General features: G+C 71.5%; 16 protein-coding genes. 13 read left to right on the forward strand and 3 right to left on the reverse strand.

The window, feature by feature from the left end; translation table 11 throughout:
* Positions 1–222 precede the first annotated feature (222 nt).
* A complete protein-coding gene (locus Dsi01nite_RS29465) occupies positions 223–2,565 on the forward strand; it encodes a hypothetical protein (RefSeq protein WP_203849552.1) in 2,343 nt (780 codons plus the stop codon).
* Positions 2,562–2,924: a UCP033725 family protein gene (locus Dsi01nite_RS29470; RefSeq protein WP_203849553.1), complete on the forward strand. Its 363-nt coding sequence runs from the start codon at positions 2,562–2,564 to the stop codon at positions 2,922–2,924. Before Dsi01nite_RS29465 ends, Dsi01nite_RS29470 begins: the two co-directional genes overlap by 4 nt.
* Here the strand turns inward: Dsi01nite_RS29470 and Dsi01nite_RS29475 are convergent.
* The gene (locus Dsi01nite_RS29475; protein WP_203849554.1) at positions 2,921–3,844 is read right to left on the reverse strand and encodes an alpha/beta fold hydrolase; all 924 of its coding nucleotides are present in this window, start codon (positions 3,842–3,844) and stop codon (positions 2,921–2,923) included. The two genes, Dsi01nite_RS29470 and Dsi01nite_RS29475, sit on opposite strands and share 4 nt — an antisense overlap.
* 107 nt (positions 3,845–3,951) lie before the next feature.
* On the opposite strand from Dsi01nite_RS29475, the gene Dsi01nite_RS29480 reads away from it, so the two are divergent.
* From Dsi01nite_RS29480 to Dsi01nite_RS29490, 3 genes are all read left to right on the forward strand, one after another.
* Positions 3,952–5,034 carry a C45 family autoproteolytic acyltransferase/hydrolase gene (locus Dsi01nite_RS29480; RefSeq protein WP_203849555.1) on the forward strand — a complete coding sequence of 361 codons (1,083 nt, stop codon included), beginning with the start codon at positions 3,952–3,954 and terminating at the stop codon, positions 5,032–5,034.
* 278 nt (positions 5,035–5,312) lie between these two features.
* Positions 5,313–7,319 (forward strand): DUF1800 domain-containing protein, encoded by a 2,007-nt coding sequence (locus Dsi01nite_RS29485; protein ID WP_239136269.1) that lies wholly within the window; start codon positions 5,313–5,315, stop codon positions 7,317–7,319.
* Between the two features lie 26 nt (positions 7,320–7,345).
* Positions 7,346–8,719 (forward strand): DUF1501 domain-containing protein, encoded by a 1,374-nt coding sequence (locus Dsi01nite_RS29490; RefSeq protein ID WP_239136270.1) that lies wholly within the window; start codon positions 7,346–7,348, stop codon positions 8,717–8,719.
* Between the two features lie 1,459 nt (positions 8,720–10,178).
* Here Dsi01nite_RS29490 and acs read toward each other — a convergent pair.
* A complete protein-coding gene (acs, locus tag Dsi01nite_RS29495; protein WP_203849558.1) occupies positions 10,179–12,143 on the reverse strand; it encodes an acetate--CoA ligase in 1,965 nt (654 codons plus the stop codon).
* A 151-nt stretch (positions 12,144–12,294) separates the two neighbouring features.
* Here acs and Dsi01nite_RS29500 point away from each other — a divergent pair, with 151 nt between their 5' ends.
* Positions 12,295–13,038, forward strand: a complete 744-nt coding sequence (locus Dsi01nite_RS29500) for a Fic family protein (protein ID WP_203849559.1) — start codon at positions 12,295–12,297, stop codon at positions 13,036–13,038.
* 240 nt (positions 13,039–13,278) lie between these two features.
* Here the strand turns inward: Dsi01nite_RS29500 and Dsi01nite_RS29505 are convergent, their stop codons facing one another.
* Complete coding sequence (locus tag Dsi01nite_RS29505; RefSeq protein ID WP_203849560.1) at positions 13,279–14,091, reverse strand: HAD family hydrolase; 813 nt, start codon at positions 14,089–14,091, stop codon at positions 13,279–13,281.
* Positions 14,092–14,748: 657 nt separating this feature from the next.
* On the opposite strand from Dsi01nite_RS29505, the gene ssd reads away from it, so the two are divergent.
* The 7 genes from ssd (at position 14,749) to Dsi01nite_RS29540 (ending at position 20,193) form a co-directional block, all read left to right on the forward strand.
* On the forward strand, positions 14,749–15,831 hold the full coding sequence (ssd, locus tag Dsi01nite_RS29510; RefSeq protein WP_373318866.1) for a septum site-determining protein Ssd: 1,083 nt from the start codon (positions 14,749–14,751) through the stop codon (positions 15,829–15,831).
* Between the two features lie 35 nt (positions 15,832–15,866).
* On the forward strand, positions 15,867–17,078 hold the full coding sequence (locus tag Dsi01nite_RS29515) for a TadA family conjugal transfer-associated ATPase (RefSeq protein WP_373318868.1): 1,212 nt from the start codon (positions 15,867–15,869) through the stop codon (positions 17,076–17,078).
* Positions 17,075–18,022 carry a type II secretion system F family protein gene (locus tag Dsi01nite_RS29520; protein ID WP_203849562.1) on the forward strand — a complete coding sequence of 316 codons (948 nt, stop codon included), beginning with the start codon at positions 17,075–17,077 and terminating at the stop codon, positions 18,020–18,022. The genes Dsi01nite_RS29515 and Dsi01nite_RS29520 overlap by 4 nt, the downstream gene beginning before the upstream one ends.
* A complete protein-coding gene (locus Dsi01nite_RS29525) occupies positions 18,022–18,627 on the forward strand; it encodes a type II secretion system F family protein (RefSeq protein WP_239136271.1) in 606 nt (201 codons plus the stop codon). The genes Dsi01nite_RS29520 and Dsi01nite_RS29525 overlap by 1 nt, the downstream gene beginning before the upstream one ends.
* Positions 18,628–18,677: 50 nt before the next feature.
* A complete protein-coding gene (locus tag Dsi01nite_RS29530) occupies positions 18,678–18,857 on the forward strand; it encodes a DUF4244 domain-containing protein (RefSeq protein ID WP_203849564.1) in 180 nt (59 codons plus the stop codon).
* 110 nt (positions 18,858–18,967) lie between these two features.
* Positions 18,968–19,264 (forward strand): TadE family type IV pilus minor pilin, encoded by a 297-nt coding sequence (locus Dsi01nite_RS29535; RefSeq protein ID WP_203849565.1) that lies wholly within the window; start codon positions 18,968–18,970, stop codon positions 19,262–19,264.
* 539 nt (positions 19,265–19,803) lie between these two features.
* Entirely contained in the window at positions 19,804–20,193 is a 390-nt protein-coding gene (locus Dsi01nite_RS29540; protein ID WP_239136272.1) for an Rv3654c family TadE-like protein, read from the forward strand.
* The last annotated feature ends 256 nt before the right edge of the window (positions 20,194–20,449 follow it).

A 20,449-nucleotide genomic window follows, 5' to 3' on the forward strand; every position in this document is an offset into this window, starting at 1 on the left:
GGCCTTGCAGCCCGTGGTGACTTTGCGGCGTGGGACGATGCGGGGCGCGGCGACGCGGCCCGTGGTGACTTTGCGGCGCGCGGCGAGGTTGCGGCGCGGGGCGAGGCAGTGCGTGACGATGCGGCGCGCGGCGAGCTGGCGGGGCGCGGCGAGGTTGCGGGGCGAGGTGAGGCGCCGTCGTGGCGGGCGCCGGCTGAGCCGCCGTTGCCGTTCGATCGGCCCGTGTTTGATCGGCCCGGGTTCAGCCGGCTGGACATTGAGGCACCCGAGGTTGATGAGCCGCCCACCGGTTCGGACGAGGCGCCGGTCAACGAGCCCAGGTCGCTGTTCGGTTCGGTGAAGGGCAGGGCCAAGGCCGCTGGGTTCGGGCGGGTCTCCGACCTGGACGAGCATCCGTTCTTTGCCGACGCTGAGCCGTCCGAGTTCGACGCGCCGGGCCGGCCGTTCGGGCAGCCGGCGCCTGCACGAGAACAGCCCTCGCACGAGCCGGCGCCGTGGGGGCCGAGCGCGCTGGAGCACAGCGACCGTGACCAGGTCGCGCGGGAGATCGCCGCGCAACAGGCGGCGCGGGAGCAGGCGGCGGACGAAGCTCGTGCGCAGGCCGCGCGAGAGCACGCGGCCCAGGCGCAGGCGGCACTGGAGCAGGCGGCGCAGGAAGCCCGTGACCAGGCCGCACGCGACGAGGCCCGCCGGCTCGCGGCGCAGGAAGCCGACCGCGAAGCAGCACGGGAGATCGCGGCACAGGAAGCAGCGCGCGAAGCCGCCCGCGAACTTGCCGCCCAAGAGGCCGCCCGCGAACTGGCCGCGCAGGAAGCCGCCCGTGAGTTGGCCGACCGCGAAGCTCGGGAGTTCGCCGAGCGGGAAGCCCGGGAGTTCGCCGAGCGCGAAGCCCGTGAACTGGCCGACCGCGAAGCCCAGGAGCTCGCCGACCGCGAAGCCCGTGAGTTGGCCGAGCAGCGGGCCCGTGAGCTGGCCGATCAGGAGGCCGCCGCTGAGCGGGCCGCTGCCGATCGGGCCGAGGCCGAGCGGGACCGCGCGGCGCTCGACCGGGCCGCCGAGCAACGGGCCGCGCTGAGCTGGCTGGCCCAGGAGCAGGATGGTGGCCCGGCGGAGAGCGGCCAGAGCGCGTACGAGCCCTGGCGGCCGTCGGAAGGCTCAGCCGGGCTCGATCTGGCGGCGGAGCTGCGGGCGATCGAGGAGCGGGCCGCGCAGGCCAAGGCGGCCGAGGAGGTCGCCGCCCGCGAGCTGGCCGAGCAGTTGCGGGCCATCGAGGAGCGGGTCGCCCGGTCCAGCGCCACCAGTAAGGCGCAGTCGTGGACCGATCGGGAGGACACCGAGTCCACCCAGGCGATCGGCGGACCGGCGACCGAGCGGGACGCCCCGGTTTCGTTCTTCAGTGGCGCGGAAGGCGCTGGGGGTACACCGGCGGCAAACGACACCACAGCGGCTCCTTCGCAGGAAGTCAGGTCGTTCTTCGAGTCGGTGTACGAGCCCGAGGTCGTCAACGAGGCCCCGGTGCGGCCGCATGCCGAGATCGTCGACGGGGAAGCGCCCGCACAAACGCCCGCAACGCCGGCGACGGTGCCCGTGAAGTCGGCGGCGGCGCAGGCGCGGGACTTCCGGCCGGCGAACACCGTGGAGCAGGACCTGTTCGACGCGGTGCAGGCCAACAGCACCGACCGGTTCCTGTCGACGCTGCTGCTGGCGAAGATCCTGGTGCCGGGGTGGTCCGGTGAGGGGCCGATCGACCCGGCGTCGTGGCGGACCGAGCACATGAACGGGCTGCCGCACCTGGTCGTGTTCACGTCGGCGGAGCGGCTGGCGGACCGGCTCGCGGACACGCAGGCGAGCTGGATCAAGTTCACCCGGTTGATCCGGAACTGGCCGCCGGGGGACCAGCTGGCGTTCGCGGTCAATCCGGACTCGCCGATCGGGGCGGTGCTGCCGGGCACGGAGGTGGTCCAGCTCGCGACCTGGGCGGCGGAGCTGGGTCTCGGGGTCGACGAGCCCGAGGCGGCACCGGCGGCGGCCGCGAAGCCGGCGCAGCAGCCGAGGCCGGCGTTCGAGCCGCAGGCGTCCAGCGGGCCGCTGTTGATGCAGAAGCCGATCTCGCCCGAGCAGCTGTCCTACTATCTGGAACGCGGGTACGACCGGGTGTCCGGGTTCGTGCACCGGGCCGGTGAGGTGGCGCACCTGCAGACGCCTGAGCAGCTGTATCAGGCGTTGGGTCTGGGGTACGCGGGTTCGTCGTTCAAGCCGGATGCCGAGGAGGCGTACGTGTTGCGCTGGAAGGCGTACCGCGGCGACCTGTACCGGATCCCATACGGTGGACCGCACCAGGCGGCGATGCGGGCGATGGAGGGCTGGGTCATCGAGCGCCCGCCGTTCCGGGGCAACGGGTTCGCGCCGAGTGACACCAGCGACGTGATCGCCGAGTTCAAAGTGGACAGTGCGCGACTGCCGCATCACGCGGAGCTGTGGCGGCTGCGGCGCGACGGCCGGCAGGAGCTGATCGCCCGCCTCGACGCGGACGGGCCGGCGTGGCGGAAGGGCCAGGAGCTGTGATCCGCGACGGCTATGCGGCCCGCTGGCAGGGCGCGGAGTACGAGGCGAGCCCCGACGGCGACAACGTCCGCCTGTACCGACCGGATCCGAGCGAAGGCTTCGACGAGGTGCGGGCCGGCCGGTTCCGGCGGGTCGTGCCGCTGAGTGAGGTCGACTTCGCCTACGTCCGCACCACGTGCTTCTGGCGGGACGAGCCGTTCATCGTGCTCGGCGAGCACGACGGGTGGCTGCGGGTCGAGTACACGGGCGGCAAGTCGACCGTTGCCGCCGAGCTCGGCCTGGAGGAGTTCGACTACGGCGTCTACCAGGGCTGGGCCCCCCGCGCCGACGTCAGTGAATTACGGGAATATCGCGTTTAGCCCGTTTTCATCCAGCGCAGGATCTCGCCGGTGATCAGCTCGGGCTGCTCCAGGTGAGGGAAATGCCCGACGTCCGGCAGTAGGCGCCACTCGTACTCCGCCTGGGCGTAGCGTCCCGAGCCCTGAGCGGTGCGGGGCAGCACGGCGGTGTCGAGCGCGCCGTGCAGTTGCAGCGTCGGCGCGGTGATCGGCGTCTGGAGTTGCTTCACGAAGCGGTACCCCTGCAACCGCAACGCCGAGCGGGCGGCCCAGCGATACGTCTCCAGCGCGCAGAATGCGGCCTGCGGGATGCGCATCGCCTCCCGGCAGCAGCGCTCGTAGTCGCGGTATTCATCGGTGCCGACCCAGTCCGGGCCGCCCCACATCGCCATGTATTCGCCGACGAGCGCGGCGTTGTTCCTGGTCAGGATGTGCTCGAAGCGGGGCAGCTGAAACTTCAGCACCGGCCTGGCGGCGGCGAGCTGGCCGCGGGGGTCGGTGGCCAGCGCGGCGCGCAGCCGCAGCGGGTGGGCCGCGCCGAGGACAACCAGGCGCCGGACCAGCTTCGGGTGGAACGCCGCGGTGGCCCAGCCGATCATGCCGCCGTAGCCGGCGCCGACGAGGTGCGCGCTGCGCTCGCCCAGGGCGCGGATCAGGCCGGCGACGTCGCCCGCCATCGTGTACCCGTCGTAACCGCGTGGTGGCTTGTCGCTGGCGCCGTACCCGCGCAGGTCGACCGCGACGGCCCGGAAGCCCGCGTCGGCGATCGCGGTGAGCTGGTTGTGCCAGGCATACCAGAACTCGGGAAAGCCGTGCAGGAACAGCACCAGCGGACCGGTGCCTGCTTCCACGACGTGGAACCTCGTGCCGTTGGCGCTGACGAAGCGGTGCGACCACGGCCCGTCGATCATGACGCACGTGTCGTCAACCGAGGGGTTCATGTGGCTCAGCGTAGGGCCCCGCGGCCAAGAACTCTGCCAGGCGACCGGCTGTGATCCGCGACGCCGAGGGTTCTCGGCAGGGGTCGGTCACGCTTAGCGTTCAGCGCATGAGCCTGCCGTTGCCGCTGGTTGAAGTCGAGGGTACGCCCGGTGAGTGTGGCGTCGCGTACGGTGTCGCCGCCCGGTCCATGATCGCCGCGAACACCGCGAACTATCTGGAGCGGTTCGCCGCGACGGGCCTGGATCGGCCGGCGGTCCGGCGCGCCGGGACCCTGTTCCGTGCCGCGTCCCGGCAGCACGCGCCGCGGATCGCGGAGATGCTGGACGGCGTCGCGGAGGGCGCCGGCGTCCCGGTCGAGGAGATCTACGCGCTCAACGGGCGGACCGAACTGCTCTACCGCAACACCGAGTGCACCTCGATCGGCGTCCTGGACGCGCGGACGGCCTCGGGGCACACCATCCTCGCGCAGAACTGGGACTGGCACCCGGCGCAACGGCCGTACACGCTGCTGCTGGCCACCCGGGACGAGCGTGGATCGGCGGTGCTCACGCTGACCGAGGCCGGCATGCTCGCCAAGACCGGGTTCAACGACGCCGGCCTGGGCGTCTGCGTCAACCTGCTCACCAGCGACCGCGACGGCCGGCCGGGCGGCGTGCCCTATCACGTGCTGCTCCGGGCCGTGCTCGAGCAGCGCGTGCTCGGCTCGGCGCTGCGGGTCGCGTGCTCCACCCCACGCAGCGCGAGCATCAACATGTTGCTCGGCCAGGCATTTGCGGCGGGTGTACCGGGGGAGATCATCGATGTGGAGGTAGCTCCCGGTGATGTGGGTGTACTGAATCCGGTCGACGGCGTGATTACGCACGCCAACCACTTCGAGGCGCTGCCGACCGTGCACGACACGCTGCGTGACTTCGGCAGTGCGTCGTTCTTCCGGAGCGCCCGGGCGCGCCGCCTGCTCGGGTCGGGTGTGCTTGCCGAGAAGGATCTGCAGTCGGTGCTGGCGGACCACGGCGGTTACCCGCAGTCCATCTGCCGCCACGACGTGGATGCGCTCACGGACGAGGACCGGTCGGAGTCGCTCTATGCCGTCGTGCTGGACCTCGACGAGCGCCGGATGTCGATCGCCGCCGGGCCGCCGTGCCAAGCCGATACGTATCACGAGATCCGGCTTTCCGGACTTTTCGCCTGAGCTCTGTGGTGCAGGCCCACCTTAAATGTACCTGTGCTGATCGCGTTCCCACGGCCCTCCGCAGCGATCTCTGAAACGGGTGTTTCAGCAGCTCAGCTCGGTTAAGTGGGGCAGGGTTGCGGCGATCTTCACCCTGGGTCGCCGCAAGGCTCCTTAAGTCCTGGTCAGAACGCTTCATGCACGGGTTGTACCTGCTCCTGGCACCCACTAACTTCCCGATCGACGCACGTGAGCCCCCACATCGTCGGAATCGGGATTTGTAGATGAACGAGCGAGACGTGCCGAGACGGCGCCCGGGACAGGGCCCTGACGGTAACTACGACCCGTACGCCGACTCGTACTACGAGTCCGGCTACGAGGACCAGACCGGCAGCGGTCGGCGCCCCCAGGGTGGCGCCGGCGGCCCGCGCGGCTACGACCGGCAGGGCGCGATGCCCGCCGACCGCGGCGGCTCCGGCCCGCACTTCTACGATCCCGCGGCCCGTAACTACGGCGGCGGCAACAACCTGCCCGACATCGAGGACGAAGACTTCGATGACGAGGAGCCGTCGAACTGGCGCCGCCGCACGGCGATGATCGCCATCGGCGGTGGCGCGGCCGCCCTGATCGGTGGTGGCGCCTACGCCGTCACCCAGTTCTTCGGTGAGGGCACCGACCCCGCCAACACCGGCGCCGAGACGCCCGTCGACACCGCTGCTCCCGCGTACGTCGACCAGAACCAGAGCCTGATGAACGGCCAGGCCGGCCTCGGCATCCGCAAGAACACGCCGACCAAGGGCAACTCGTTCGGCACGCCGGCCGACGCGGCCAAGAACGCCAAGGTCACCGCGAAGACCGTGCTGCCGACCAAGGACCCGGTCCGGCACCTCGCGGGCCGCCTCACCTTCGGGCCGAACGCCAAGACGATCGCCGACATCAACAAGCTCGGCATCAACGGGTGGATCGCCAAGCAGCTCAAGCCCGAGACGATCCCCCTGACCCGGGGCGAGCAGAAGGCCGACGCCGAGCTCGTCACCTGGGCCATGACCTACGAGCAGCTCAAGGCGCAGCGCGAGGACCTGGACAAGAAGGGCATCCAGGCGGACGAGCAGAACGTCCGGTACGCGATCGCCAAGCAGCTCTTCTCCGACCGCCAGCTCTTCGAGATGATGGTCGACTTCTTCGGCGACTACTTCCACGTCGCGGCCTTCCACGAGGGCAACGAGCTGACCCGCGCCTCGTTCGAGCGCGACGTCATCCGCAAGCACGCGCTCGGCAACTACGTGGACATGTTCGTGGCCGGCAACAAGCACGCGGCGCTGCTGAAGTACCTCGACCAGGACGAGTCCTCGAAGGACCAGATCAACGAGAACCTCGCCCGCGAGAACCTCGAGCTCTACACGGTCGGCGCCTTCAACGGCTACACGGAGACCGACGTCCGGCAGGCGGCCATGCTGCAGACCGGCCGCAGCGTCCGCGACAACCAGTACGTGTACCGCCCGGAGCAGCACTACGTCGGCCCGGTCAAGATCATGGGCTTCTCGCACGCGAACCCGGACGCCGCCGGTGGCGAGGCCGTCCAGGAGGCGTACTTCCGCTACCTGGCGCTGCACCCGAACACGGCGCGGTACATGGCGCAGAACCTCGCGACCCGGTTCGTCTCCGACGTCCCGCCGAAGTCGCTGGTCGACGCGATGGCCAAGACGTACCTGGAGAAGAAGAGCAACATCCCGGCCGTGCTCATGACCATGCTGAGCCGCACCGAGTTCTGGGAGTCCGTCGGCCAGAAGGCCCGCCGCCCCGGCGAGTACCTGACCGCCACGTACCGCGCGCTGGAGATCGGCGCCGACGCGCCGGCCGGCTTCACGTCGAACAACACGAACCTCAGCCCGATGGTCCAGGGCCTCGGTGACATCAAGCGCAAGCTCGAGGAGTTCGGCCACGCGCCGATGGAGCTGCCGACCCCCAACGGCTACCCCGACGTGTACGTGGCGTGGACCTCCGCCGGCACGATGGTCAACCAGTGGAACGACGCGTACACCGCCATCACCGGCGGCCGTCGCCAGTTCACCTGGCCGAAGCCCGAAGCCATCATCGCCAGCCCGCCGGCCACCGCGGGCCCCTACCTCGACGCGCTGACGAAGAAACTGATCAACGTCACGCTCGACAACGACCGGCGCATGGCGATCCTGCACATCGTCAGCCCGACGACGACGGCGACCACGCCCGTCGACGCCACGTTCAACGGTGCGATCGCGTCCGTGGTCCGGGCCATCTTCGCCACTCCCCACCACCACCTCCGGTAAGTCGAGGCATCCCAATGGAGAAGACAGTGCGCGCACAACACCCGTCACTGCACCCTGAGTGCCCCGACCTGCTCAAGCTCGGCCCGAACCAGTTCGAGGCCGCGCTGCGCGCCGAAGCCGTGGCGGTCCAGGAGGAGCAGAAGGCGACCCGCGACGAGTACCTCGAGCTGGCCCGCCAGGAGGATGAGCAGGACGACGGCAAGGGCGTCACCCGCCGGCGGTTCTTCGTCGGCGCGGCGGCCACCACGACCGCGCTCGCCACCAGCCAGTTCCTGACCACCCAGGCGTCCTTCGCGGCCACCCCGACGGGCACGCTCATCCACGTGTTCCTGTACGGCGGCGCCGACGGGCTTTCGCTCTTCGCCCCGATGAACGACGCCGTGCTGAACCGGGTCCGGCCCAGCTTCACGCTGCCGGAGAACGGCTCGATCCCCCTCGAGCGCGGGTTCGGCCTCAACCAGTCCTTCACCCCGCTGAAGAAGTACCTGGACATGGGCCAGCTGGCCTTCATCCCGGCCGTCAGCGACCGGCGCCTCGACCGAAGCCACTTCTCCGCGACCGACATCTGCCAGCTCGGCGGCCTCCCCGCCGAGACCGGCGGCATGGGCTGGCTCACCAACCTCGCCGACAAGCTCGGACCCGGCACCGCCTTCCGCGCCATCGGCATCGGCTCGACCCTGCCCCGCTCCCTCGTCGGCGGCGGCGGCGCGCTCGCGCTGAACAACGTCGCCTCCCTGAACGTGAACGGCGACGGCAAGTACAAGCAGCCGACCGTCGACGCGATCCAGAAGCTCTTCACCGGCACCAACCACCCGATCGAAGCCCCGGTCAAGGCGGGCATCGACGCGCTCACCCTGGCGTCGACCCTGTCCCAGAAGCGTTACGAGCCCGAACCGGGCGTCGCGTACACGGGTGTCGGCAACGCCTTCAAGGAGCTCGCGCAGCTCATCAAGGGCGGCGCCAACGTCCGCATCGCCACGATCGGCATGGGCGGCTGGGACACCCACGAGAACCAGGGCACCCGCGGTGGCTACGTGGCCCAGCACTTCGGCGAGCTCGCCGCCGGCATGGCCGCCTTCTTCGACGACCTGAAGGACCTGGCCGCCAACGTCACGGTCATGGTCTCCACCGAGTTCGGCCGGCGCGTCGCGGAGAACGGCGGCGGCACCGACCACGGCAAGGGCGGCGGCGTCATCGTCCTGTCCGGCAAGAAGCTCGCCGGCAAGCTCATCGGCACCTGGAACGGCACCGCCACCCTCGTCAACGGCGACCTGCCGGAGATGAACAACATGTTCAGCGTGTTCGGATCGGTGGCACAGGGCCGGTTCGGCCTGACGGATGCCGAGGTCGGGCAGATCTTCCCCCGCCAGACCTACACACCGGTCAAGATTTACGCGTAGCTCCACCTACGCGTGCGTAGGGGCGGTCCCGGTCCCGGGGACCGCCCCTTTCCTCTGCTCGCCTTCGATGCAGCGCGCTCGGCGCCCGGCACGCCGGAATTGCCCCCAGCGGCCGCCTAGACCGTCCGGTTCCATGTGTGCTTTTCGTCCCGCTTCGATGATCGAAGTCGCCCACCGGCTGTGCGGACGGCCGGCCGGCGACCATGCGGCGTCGTTGCTGGATCTCCACAACCCGAAGATCCCCGGGTGCGGTCGTGTCCGCTTGCAGTGGTGTGAGGCCGCTTGCCTGCCCGCTTCGGCCGCGCCGCCGTCGCGTCCTGCGGCCCGCGTACGCGGTCGTGATTGCTCGCGCACGGCTGGATCGAAGTCGTCCCGTGGCCCGTCCGGACGGCCGGTCCGCGACTTCGAACTGTGCGGGCCCAACGGGTGATGGCGCAACAAGCGCAACGATGTCCAGGGTCAGGTGCCCTGGGATCCTTCCGGTTGTGGAGAAGTCCGGCGACGACCCCCGCTCGTCCGGCGTGCGATCCGGCGCTGCCGAGGCCCGGGTCAGCGTCTTCGCCCGCTTGTTCCCGCCGGGAGAGGATCTTCCTGGTGATCGAAAACGCGGGCCGGCTGTCCGCACAGCCCGTCCACGACTTCGATCACGCCGCACGACCACCCGGCCACCCGCCCGACCACCCGCCCGGCAGGCGGCGGGCCTGGGCGTCGGACGTCGCGAACGGTCACCAGGCTGGCGTCGGCGGAAAGCCCTAGGCCGGGAACACCATGCGGATGCCCGCCAGAAAAGCGTGAAGGGGTGGGGGCCGTGGAGACGCCCTGCGCTTCACGCTTTCACCGGAACGTGGCGGCGGCTCGTCGCGATCCAAGGCGCCATCCGAACGCTCGTACACCACCACCGCTGACACGACCCAGCCGAAGCCGTCGCTTCGGGAAGGGTGGTGCGCCGCGATCGTGGCTGCCGGACGGGGGCCGGGTGGACGTACGCGATGCCGGCGGACACGACCTGAGGTATGTGGTGACGACCGCGGGGGGCAAGCTCCCGTGGCTCACTTCAACCGGCAGTTTCGCAGCTGGGACACCGAACCGGTCGCCAGGCAATCCAGCGATGATCTTTCGGGGTGTGGTCGAAGGTGGCCCGGCAGTGTCGGACCACGCGGTGGCCCGGTGGTGTCCGCTTCCACGTCGGAACGGGCGGCGCCCGACCCGAACCTGGCCCGGCCTGTCGGGCTGTGCGCTGGCCTCGTGGTGTCCGCTTCCACGTCGGAACGGGCGGCGCCCGACCCGGCCTGTCGGGCTGTGCGCTGGCCTCGTGGTGTTCCCGCTCCCCACGCCGGCGCGATCGGTGCCCGGCTCCAGTCGGCCTGACGGCGCCCCGGTTCCACCCGCCAAGCGACGTCCGATCTCGACCCCTGGGCCGGCGGGAATGCCGTCGGCCCAGGGGTTCAGGAAGCGGTCGTCAGTCCTCCGACTTGCCGGACTGCAGGCCTGAGGAGATCAGGTCCATGACGGTCGAGTCCTGCAGGGTGGTGACGTCGCCGAGGCTGCGGTTCTCGGCGACGTCGCGCAGCAGGCGACGCATGATCTTCCCGGAACGGGTCTTCGGGAGCTCCGGGACGAGCATGATCTGGCGGGGCTTGGCGATCGGGCCCAGGGTCTTCGCGACGTGGTTGCGGAGCTCCTGGATGAGGGCCTCGCCGGCCTCGCCGTCGGTCTCGACGCCGCCGCGCGGGATGGTGAACGCGACGATCGCCTGGCCGGTGGTCGGGTCGGTGGCGCCGACGACGGCGGCCTCGGCGACCTTCGGGTGGCTGACGAGCGCGGACTCGACCTCGGTGGTGGAGATGTTGTGGCCCGAGACGAGCATGACGTCATCGACGCGGCCCAGGAGCCACAGGTCGCCGTCGGCGTCCCTCTTGGCGCCGTCGCCGGCGAAATACATGTCCTGGAAGCGGGACCAGTACGTCTCCTTGAACCGCTCGTCGTCGCCCCAGATGGTGCGCAGCATCGACGGCCAGGGCTCGCGGAGGACCAGGTAGCCACCGCCGCCGTCGGGGACGGACTGGGCCTGGTCGTCGACGACGTCGGCGGAGATGCCCGGCAGGGGGCGCATGGCGCTGCCCGGCTTGGTGGCGGTGACGCCCGGCAGCGGGGAGATCATGATGGCGCCGGTCTCGGTCTGCCACCAGGTGTCGACGATCGGGCAGCGATCGCCGCCGATGTGCTCCCGATACCACATCCAGGCCTCGGGGTTGATCGGCTCGCCGACGGAGCCCAGCAGGCGCAGCGACGAGAGGTCGAAGCCGGCGGGGATGTCGTCGCCCCACTTCATGAACGTGCGGATCGCGGTCGGGGCCGTGTACAGAATGGTGATCTTGTACTTCTGGATCAGCTCCCAGAAGCGGCCGCGGTGCGGGGTGTCGGGCGTGCCCTCATACATGACCTGGGTGGCGCCGTTGGACAGCGGGCCGTAGACGATGTAGCTGTGACCGGTCACCCAGCCGATGTCGGCGGTGCACCAATACACGTCGGTGTCGGGCTTCAGGTCGAACACCGCGTTGTGCGTGTAGCTCGCCTGGGTCAGGTAGCCACCGGTGGTGTGCAGGATGCCCTTGGGCTTCGCGGTGGTGCCGGACGTGTACAGGATGAACAGCGGGTGCTCGGCGTCGAACGGCTGCGCCGTGTGCTCGGCGGAGGCGGTCTCCACGACCTCGTGCCACCACAGGTCGCGGCTGTCGTCCCAGTCGACGTCCTGGCCGGTGCGGCGCACCACGAGCACCTTCTCGATGCTGGGCGACTTGGCCGCGGCCTCGTCGACGATCACCTTGAGCCCGCTGGGCTTGCCCCGGCGGAAGCCGCCGTCGGCGGTGATGACGACCTTGGCGCTGGCGTCGTCCACGCGGCCGCCGAGCGCGTCGGCGGAGAAGCCGCCGAAGACCACGCTGTGGGTCGCGCCGATGCGCGCGCAGGCGAGCATCGCGACGGCCGCCTCGGGGATCATCGGCAGGTAGATTGCGACCCGGTCGCCGGCGGTGACGCCCAGATCGGTCAGCGCGTTGGCGGCCTGGCACACCGAGCGGTGCAGGTCGGCATAGGTGATGGTGCGGGTGTCGCCGGGCTCGCCCTCCCAGTGGATGGCGACCTTGTCGCCGCGGCCGGCCTCGATGTGCCGGTCGAGGCAGTTGTACGCCACGTTGAGCTGACCGCCCACGAACCACTTCGCGAACGGCGGGTTGGTCCAGTCAAGCACCTGGTCCCACTCCTTGGCCCAGCTCAGCCGGTGGGCCTGTCGCTCCCAGAACGCGAGCCGGTCCTGCCTGGCCTCGGCATAAGCACCCTCCGTCACGTTGGCGGCGGCGGCGAACTCGGCAGACGGCGGGAACTGCCGTGTCTCGTTGAGAAGGTTTTCCAAGGTCTCGCTCATCGGTGATGGCTCCTCGATGTGGTCCAGCTCTCGCAAGCAGGCTAGTTGGGGGGTGTGACAGTTTGCGAGTCTTCTGCGCTGAGTGGCGCCTGTGGAGCGCCGGGCACTTCTGTAAGCATTGTTACCAGTAGAGGCACGATACCGTTTGCCCGTGCAGGTTGACCCACTCGCTCCACTCCTTGAACTCGCCGATGTCCGGCCCGCCTTCGACGCGGCCCGGGCCGCCGTCGACGCCGCCATGCGCCACCGCGCCCTGCGCCGCTCGGGCGGGCCCGTGGCCGCCGAGGTGGCGCTGCGCTCGTCCGTCGCCAGCGCGGCGCTGGACACGCACGGGTTCGACCTGGAAGGGGTGCGGGCGGGGGTCGTGACCGACCCGGTCGTCCAGGGTGCGTTGCGGGCGACCGCCGCCCTCGACGGTCTGACCGGCACGTGGGCCAAGGCGCCCCGCCAGGTGCTCGCCAGGCTCCACACCCTGATCGCGCGCGACGTCGTGCCCGAGGCGTGGCTCGGTCGCCCCGTCAAACCGGAGTCCGTGCCGCGGCTGGACGCGCTGTCCTCGCTCGTCACGGGTGGGACCAGGGTTCCTGTGCTGGTGCAGGCTGCGGTCGTACACGGGGAGCTTCTGGCTTTGAAGGCTTTTGAGGGTCCGAACGGAGTGGTGGCGCGTGCCGCGGCGCGGTTGACGCTGATCGGTGGTGGGTTGGACCCTCGCGGCCTGCTGGCGATGGATGTCGGCCACCGTAGCCGCGAGCCGGAGTATGTGGGCGCGGCCAACGCCTTTGCGACCGGCACGCCGGACGGGCTGCGCTCGTGGCTGCGGCACTATGCGAGCGCGGCCGAGCGGGCGGCGGAGGAGCTGGTGGACATCTGCGAGAGCGCCGCCTACGCACAGTGAACGGCGCCTCGACAAGAGGCGCCGTCACACACGTCCTACCGGGTTACCATGCGTGCACTTTGCGTTCGTTGTCGGCGGTCCTTACGGTGCCGCCGCAACGTGCCTACCGCGGCTGATCGCTCGTGGGTGCCCGGTGGCCGTGCACGAGATCCGTTGCAGATCCCGCACCTCTGTTCTACGCCGTGACCTCCATGAGCGGAACCCCTCAGCCGCAAAATGTGACTGATGGTGCTGATGTGATCATGCCGCGGTGACGGCCGCTTTCGTCCGGCGGTGCTTGCTGTACAGGGCGAACGCGATCGCCAGGCCCACGCCGACGCCGATGGCCGCGGCCGTCACCGGCACCGCCGGACGCTCCCGCAGGCGCCGGCCGAGCGGGATCGGGTGGCGGAACGTGAGTGTCGGCCAGCCGCGCTCGATGGCGATCTTGCGTAGACCGCGGTCGGGATTGACGGCCGTCGGATGCCCGACGAGGCCCAGAAGACCCGCGTCGGTCACCGAGTCGGAATAGGCGAAACACGTGGCAAGGTTGTAGTCGCGCTCGGCCGCGAGTTCCTTGACCGCGACCACCTTGTTGGGTCCGGCCGCGTAGAAGTCGAGATCTCCGGTGTAGCAGCCGTCTTCCCCGATGACCATGCGGGTCGCGATGATGTCGGTGACGCCCAGTTGCTCGCCGATCGGCCGCACCATCTCGTCGCCGGACGTCGAGACCAGGACCACGTCGCGGCCGGCGGCCCGGTGCTCCTCGATCAGGAGCACGGCCTCCGCGTAGATGTACGGACTGATCAGCTCCTCGAGCGTCTCCCGCACGATCTGCCGGACCTGCTCGGCGCGCCAGCCCTTGACCAGGGCGGCGAGGTAGTCCCGCGTCTTGGCCATCGTCTGCTCGTCGGAGCCGCCGCCGACGCGGAACAGCAGCTGCGCGTAGGCACCCTTGATCACGTCGCGGCGGCTGATCAGCCCATCGCGATAGAACGGTCGACCGAAGGCCAAGGCGCTTGACTTGGCGATCACCGTCTTGTCCAGGTCGAAGAAAGCGGCGCTACGCCCCACGGCGGGCAAGTGTAGCGTCGTGGGACCCGGCGTGGGGCCCGGACCTGGTGGATCACTCTCGGCGTGGGGTTGATCACGGATGATTACCGCAGCGTGAAATATTGATTGGCGTTCTGGGCGTGTTGCGGGCCGGTCCTACTCGACGTATGGCGGTTCACTCAGGCATGCTTATGTTTGCGACGAGGTTTCACGTCCAAGCGACAGCGACCCGTTATTCGACCCTCAGCGGTTGCACCCCCCGTAGCCGCTGAGTGGGTTCGGCTCGACCCCCCCGGAGCCGAACCCCCGGCGACCCCCGTCACCCCCCGGCGGGGGTCGTCCCCTATGTATTGCATCTGCCATATGGCTTTCTGCGCCATGGCACCGACTAATGGTCGGGTTATAGAGCATTGACGCCGGATGCTTTGTTGAGCGTTCACGAATTTTGCCTCTTCGACCGTTTTGGCATGCATCGGTTTTTCGCTGGTACGGCCAGCGAGTCGGACGCCGTGTTGCGCCCTATTTGTCCGGACTGGCATAGCAGATCGACTGTGGACGCGGAGGTTATCCACAAGCAGCGGGTTATCCACAGAAACGGCTCGGCGGCCCAGCCGTCCCCACCGTGTCGGAGCCATGGTGTGCGCAGTCCACCAGCCCGCCGACACCATGGAGCACGCCGTGGCCCGACATCGACCGCTGCTCGTCACCGACGACCTCGACCTGCTCGACGACGTGCTCGGCCTGGCCGCCAGGGTCCCGCTCGACGTCGACGTCGAACCCGGACCGGAACCCGCCCGGCACCGATATCCCGACGCGCCGATCGTCCTGATCGGCGACGCTGCGGCGCCGGCCTGCGCCCAGGCCGGCCTGCCCCGCCGGCGTGGGGTCGTGTTGCTCACCCGCGACCCGCAGCCGGACCGCGTGACGGCGCTCGCCCACGCGGTCGGCGCCGAGCAGATCGTCCGCTTCCCCGAAGGCGCCGCCTGGCTCGTGGACTGTCTCGCGACGGTGGCGCGGCGGCACACGGTCACCGTCGCCGCCCGCGGCCGGATCCTCGCCGTCCTGGGCGGGCGTGGCGGTGCCGGCGCCAGCGTCCTCGCCGCCGGCCTGGCGATCACCGCGGGCAACGTCGGCCTGCGCTCACTGCTCGTCGACGCCGACCCCCTCGGCGGCGGCGCCGACCTGATTCTCGGCTGGGAGGACGTCGCCGGACTGCGCTGGCCGGCCCTCGCGGCGACGAGCGGCGCCGTTGACCCGCCCGCGCTCGTCGCCGCCCTGCCGAGCCGCGGCGACGTCGCCGTGCTGTCCTGCGACCGCGGCCAGCCCGGCGGCCTCTCGCAGGACGCGATGGCCGCCGCCCTCGACGCCGGCAGCCGCGGACGCGACCTCGTCGTCACCGACCTGCCCAGATCGCTGGACGACGCGGCGATCCTCGCCCTGCGCGCCGCCGACCGGGTCCTCCTGGTCGTGCCGGCCGAGCTGCGGGCCTGCGTCGCGGCGGCCAGGGTCGCCGCGACCGTCGCGCCGCACACCGACGAGCTGCGGCTGGTCGTCCGCGGTCCAGCGCCCGGCCGGTTGCGCACCAGGCAGATCGCCCAGTCGCTGGGCCTGCCCGTGGCCGGGACGCTGCGCGCGGAGCCCGACCTGCCGCGGCGGCTCGAGCAGGGCACCCCACCGGCGGGCAACGGCCGCGGCCCGCTCGCCCACCTGTGCCGCCGGATCATCGGCGACCTCGGCCTGGCCGGCGGGGTGGCGGCATGAGCGCGCTGGTCCTGGAGGGGCGCAACGGCGGCGTGGTGACCCTGCCTACGGACGAGTTCGTCGAGCGGGTCCGGTTGCGGATGACCGTCGACAGCGTCGAGCCGACGCCAGGGGCGGTGCTGGCGGCGGTCCGCGCCGAGCCGGGTGCGCCACTGCTCGGCGAGAGCACCCTCCGGCAGGTGGCCGACCGGCTCATCGGCGAGATGATCGGTGCCGGCGGGCTCGCACCGCTGCTCGCCGATCCTTCCGTCACAGACGTCCTCGTCAACGGTGTCGAAGTGTGGGTCGACCGGGGCGGCGGCCTGCGGCGGGCCAACGGGCAGTTCGGCGACGCAGCCGAGGTGCGCCGGCTCGCGCAGCGGCTCGCGGCCAGCGCCGGGCGGAGGCTGGACGACGCGTCGCCGTTCGTCGACGCGCAACTGCCCGACGGGACCCGGTTGCACGCGGTGCTGCCGCCGATCGGGCGCGAGGGGCCGTATCTGTCGCTGCGGACGTTTCGCCGGCAGACGTTCACCGTCGACGAGCTCATCGCGCGCGGCACGTTCGACCCGGGTGCGGCCCGGCTGCTCGCGTCGATCATCGCGGCCCGGATTCCGTTCCTGGTGACGGGCGGCACGGGCACCGGCAAGACCACGGTGCTCGCGGCGCTGCTCTCCCTTGCCCCGCCCACCGAGCGGCTCGTCGTCGTCGAGGATGCCGCCGAGCTGCGGTTCGCGCACCCGCACGTGGTCTCGATGCAGTCGCGGATGTCCAACGTGGAGGGCGCCGGCGAGATCACCCTGCGGGACCTGGTCCGCCAGGCCCTGCGGATGCGTCCCGACCGGCTGGTCGTCGGCGAGTGCCGCGGCGCCGAGATCGTCGACCTGCTCGGCGCGCTCAACACCGGTCACGAGGGTGGGGCGGCCACGTTGCACGCCAACTCGCCCGCCGACGTGCCGGCCAGGCTGGAGGCCCTCGGGCTGCTGGGCGGCGTGCCGAGAGCGGCACTGCACGCCCTCGTCCACGCCGCGTTGCGGGTCGTCGTGCACCTGCAGCGCAGCGCGGACGGCACCCGGTTCCTCAGCGAGATCTGTGTCCTGGACGCGCATCCGGAGCGGCGGACCACCGTGGTGCTCACCGCCTGGCGGCGGGGCAGCGGCGCGGCACCGGCGTCCGAGCAGTTGGAGATGCTGATCGCCGACCGGGGTGTCACGCCACCCAGACCGTCGGGCCCGTGGCGACACGTGCCGGGGAAGGGCTGGCAATGAACGCCGTCGACCTGGCCCTGGCCGTCGGCGGTGCGATGACCGCCGGCTTCGGACTGCTGCTGCTCCGGCGGCGCCGAGCACGGACGCGGCTCGACCGGCTCTCCAGGCATCGCAGGACGGCCGGCGCTCGACGCCGCCGGCCGACGAAGGATCGGCTGGCCGCCGCGCTGGTCGAGCGGCCCGGTGTGGTCGTCACCGCCGGCGGCGCGGTCGCGGGTGGGATCGGGCTGCTGGGCGGTGGTCCGGTCGCCGCTGTGCTGTCCGCGGCGTATGCCACGGTCGCGCTGATCGGCATCCGCCACCATCTGACCCGGCGGGCGGCCGATCGGGCGGTGGCGGAGCTGCTCGACGCGATCGAGGACGCGGTCGGCGATCTGCGGGCCGGCGTGGTGCCGTATGCGACCGCCGCGCCGTATCCGGGTGGGGCGGACGTGGAGCTGTACGCCGCCGCCGGTGACCGACCGGGTCTCGGGGCGACCGTTCGACGGATCTGGGAGGCGGCCGACGAGGGTGGCCATCGGGCGGGCACCGGTGACCCCGTGCTACCTGCCGGGCCCTCACCCGGCGGGCGAGGGCGGAGGCGGGAGGACGCGGCCGTCTCGGTGGCGCTGGCCCGGCTCGAGGCGGCCCGGCGCGTCAGTGAGGCGCTCGGCACGCCGCTCGCCGATCTCCTCGACCAGGTCGAGGCGGACCTGCGGGCCGGTCAGGCCCTGCGGCTCAACCTCGCGGCGCAGACCTCGGGTGCGCAGACCACGACGACGCTGCTGGTCGGGTTGCCCGCGGCTGGCCTGTGGCTCGGCGTCGGCATCGGCGTCGACCCCGTCGGTCAGCTGCTGCACACCCCGCTCGGCGCGGCCTGCGGGATCACGGCCGTCGCGCTGCAATGCGCCGGGCTGCTGTGGACCGGGCGGATGGTCCGTTCCGTCGTCGCGGAGGTGCGGTGATGAGCCGGGGGAGGCGCTGGCTGTGCGCGACCGGCTGCGCCCTGGCCGTCGGCCTGCTGCTGGGCGGGATCGCGGGCATCGCGGTCGGGCTCGTCACGGCGATCGCGGCGGAGCGGGCGCTGCGGCGGGTGGAGTCGCCGCAGACCCGCCAGGAGCGGGCCAGGGCCCGGGGCGACCTGCCGTTCGCGACGGACCTCCTGGCCGCCGCGTTGAGGACCGGCGCGCCACCCGATCGCGCGGCGATCGTGGTCGGGGAGGCCGTCGGCGGGCCGGTCGGGACCAGGTTGACGCTCGTCGGACGGGCACTGCGGCTCGGTGCGTCGCCGCGGGATGCCTGGGCGCACCTGGCCGACCTGCCCGGCGGGCGGCGGCTTTCCCGGGTCGCCGCCCGCAGCGCCGACCGGGGCACGGCGTTGACGGTGGCCCTCGAGCGGCAGGCGGCCGACCTGCGCGTCGCGAAGACGGCGGCCGGCGAGGCGTCGGCGCGACGGGTCGGCGTGCTGGTCGTGCTGCCGCTCGGGGTGTGTTTCCTGCCCGCGTTCGTGCTGATCGGTGTCGTCCCGGTGGTCGCCGCGGTCATCCGCGACGTGCTGAGCGTGCTGTGAGTCCCTGTTCGTTTCGTCGATCGACGTGGTCATTTTGTGAAGGAGCACCAGTGCACAACCTCCGCGCCCGTCTCCGTGCCTTCCGCAGGGGAGACCGTGGGTCGCACAGCATCGAATACGTCCTGGTCATCGGCGTCGGGGTGGCACTCGCCGCCGTGCTGCTGAAGGTCGTGATGTCGGATGCGACGTACAACGCCATGTTCCGGCTGGTCGGCGGGGCACTGGGATGAGAAGCGACCGGGATCGTGGCGCCCGTCGCGGGGGTCCGTGGCGCCGGCGGAGCTGGACGTTCCGCAGCGGCCGCGCCGACGACCGCGGGTCGGCGACGGTCGAGTTCGCCGTGGCACTTCCTGGAGTCGTCGTCCTGCTGCTGATCTTCCTCGCCGGGTGGAGCGCCTCAGCGGCCAAGGTGCGCCTGACCGACGCGGCAGGTCTGGCGGCAAGGGCGGCGGCCCGCGGCGAGCCGGAGTCCACCGGCCGTGGTGCCATGCCGCCGGGCGTCACGATCTCGGTCCAACGCGACGGCGACCTTGTGCGGGTGACCGTGCGGCAGCGGGTCGGTCTCGGCCCCCTGCCGTCGATCACCTTGCGGGAGGAGGCGGTCGCGCTGGTCGAGCCCGAGAGCGAGGACCCGTGAAGGGCCGGCCGGCCCTCGCCGTGTCGCCGGTGCCGTCCATGCCGCGGCCAGTGGCAATGGGCGGTCCGGTGCCCCCGGCAGCGGCAGGTGGGGCGTCGGTGGCAACGGCGGGTGCGGCAACGGCGTCGGCAGGTATGGCGTCGGCAGTGGTGGCGTCGGCAGGTGGGGCGTCGGCAGGTGGGGCGTCGGTGGCGTCGGCAAGGGCGGCATCGGCAGGTCCGGTGCCTATGGCGCTGGGAACGGCGGGGCCAGCAGGTGGGGCGTCGGCGGTGTCGGCAGGTCCGGTGCCCGCGGTGTCGGCAACGGCGGTGTCGGCAGGTCCGGCGCCCGCGGTGTCGGCAACGGCGACGTCGGCAGGTCCGGTGCCTGCGGTGTCGGCAACGGCGGCGTCGGCAGGTCCGGTGCCTGCGGCGTTGGGAAGGGCGGGGCCGGCAGGTGGGGCGTCGGTGGTGTCGGCAACGGCGAGGTCGGCAACGGTCGGGTCGGCAGGTCCGGCGCCCATGGGGTTGGGCAGGGCGGGGCCGGCAGGTGCGGTGTCGGTGACGTCGGCACGTGCGAGGCATCCGGGCCGGGACCGCGGGTCGATCTCGCTGCTGATGGTTGTGGTCGGGGTCGTGTTCGTGGCGGCGTTGGTCGTCGGGATCGGGCTGGGCAGCGCGCGCGTCGCGCGGCATCGGGCGCAGAACGCGGCCGACGCGGGCGCGCTCGCCGCAGCGGTGTGGGCGGTCGACGGCTCGGCGGTGGCCTGCCCGGTTGCCGGTCGGGTGGTGTCGGCCAACGGCGCCAGGCTGGTGAGCTGCATGGTCGATGGCCTCGACGTACGCGTGACGGTCGAGATCCGCCTGTCGGACTCCACACCGGTCGGCCGGGCCACCGCCCGTGCAGGCCCTCTCCGGGACACGAGCGTTGGCCCTGATCGAGACGGTTGACCGCATCACGGAGACACATGTGCCAAGCCGAAGGATCTGCGGGCCAGGGCACCGGAGGTCCTTCGGCCTGGCCCGCCCGGCCGAGGCGAACGGGCATGACGAGAGGCGTCGGGAGTCGGGTGCGCCGAGAAGCGCGGGCGGCAGGTGCACGGCGAGGCGCTGCGTGGCGGGGGGCGCGGCGAGGCGCTGAGTGGCAGGGTGCGGCGAGCGCCGGGTTGCGGATGAGCGGCGGGCGCCGGTGGCGGTGCGCGGCGAG

The sequence above is a fragment of the Dactylosporangium siamense genome (genome assembly GCF_016862795.1).
Classification (GTDB): Bacteria; Actinomycetota; Actinomycetes; order Mycobacteriales; family Micromonosporaceae; genus Dactylosporangium; species Dactylosporangium siamense.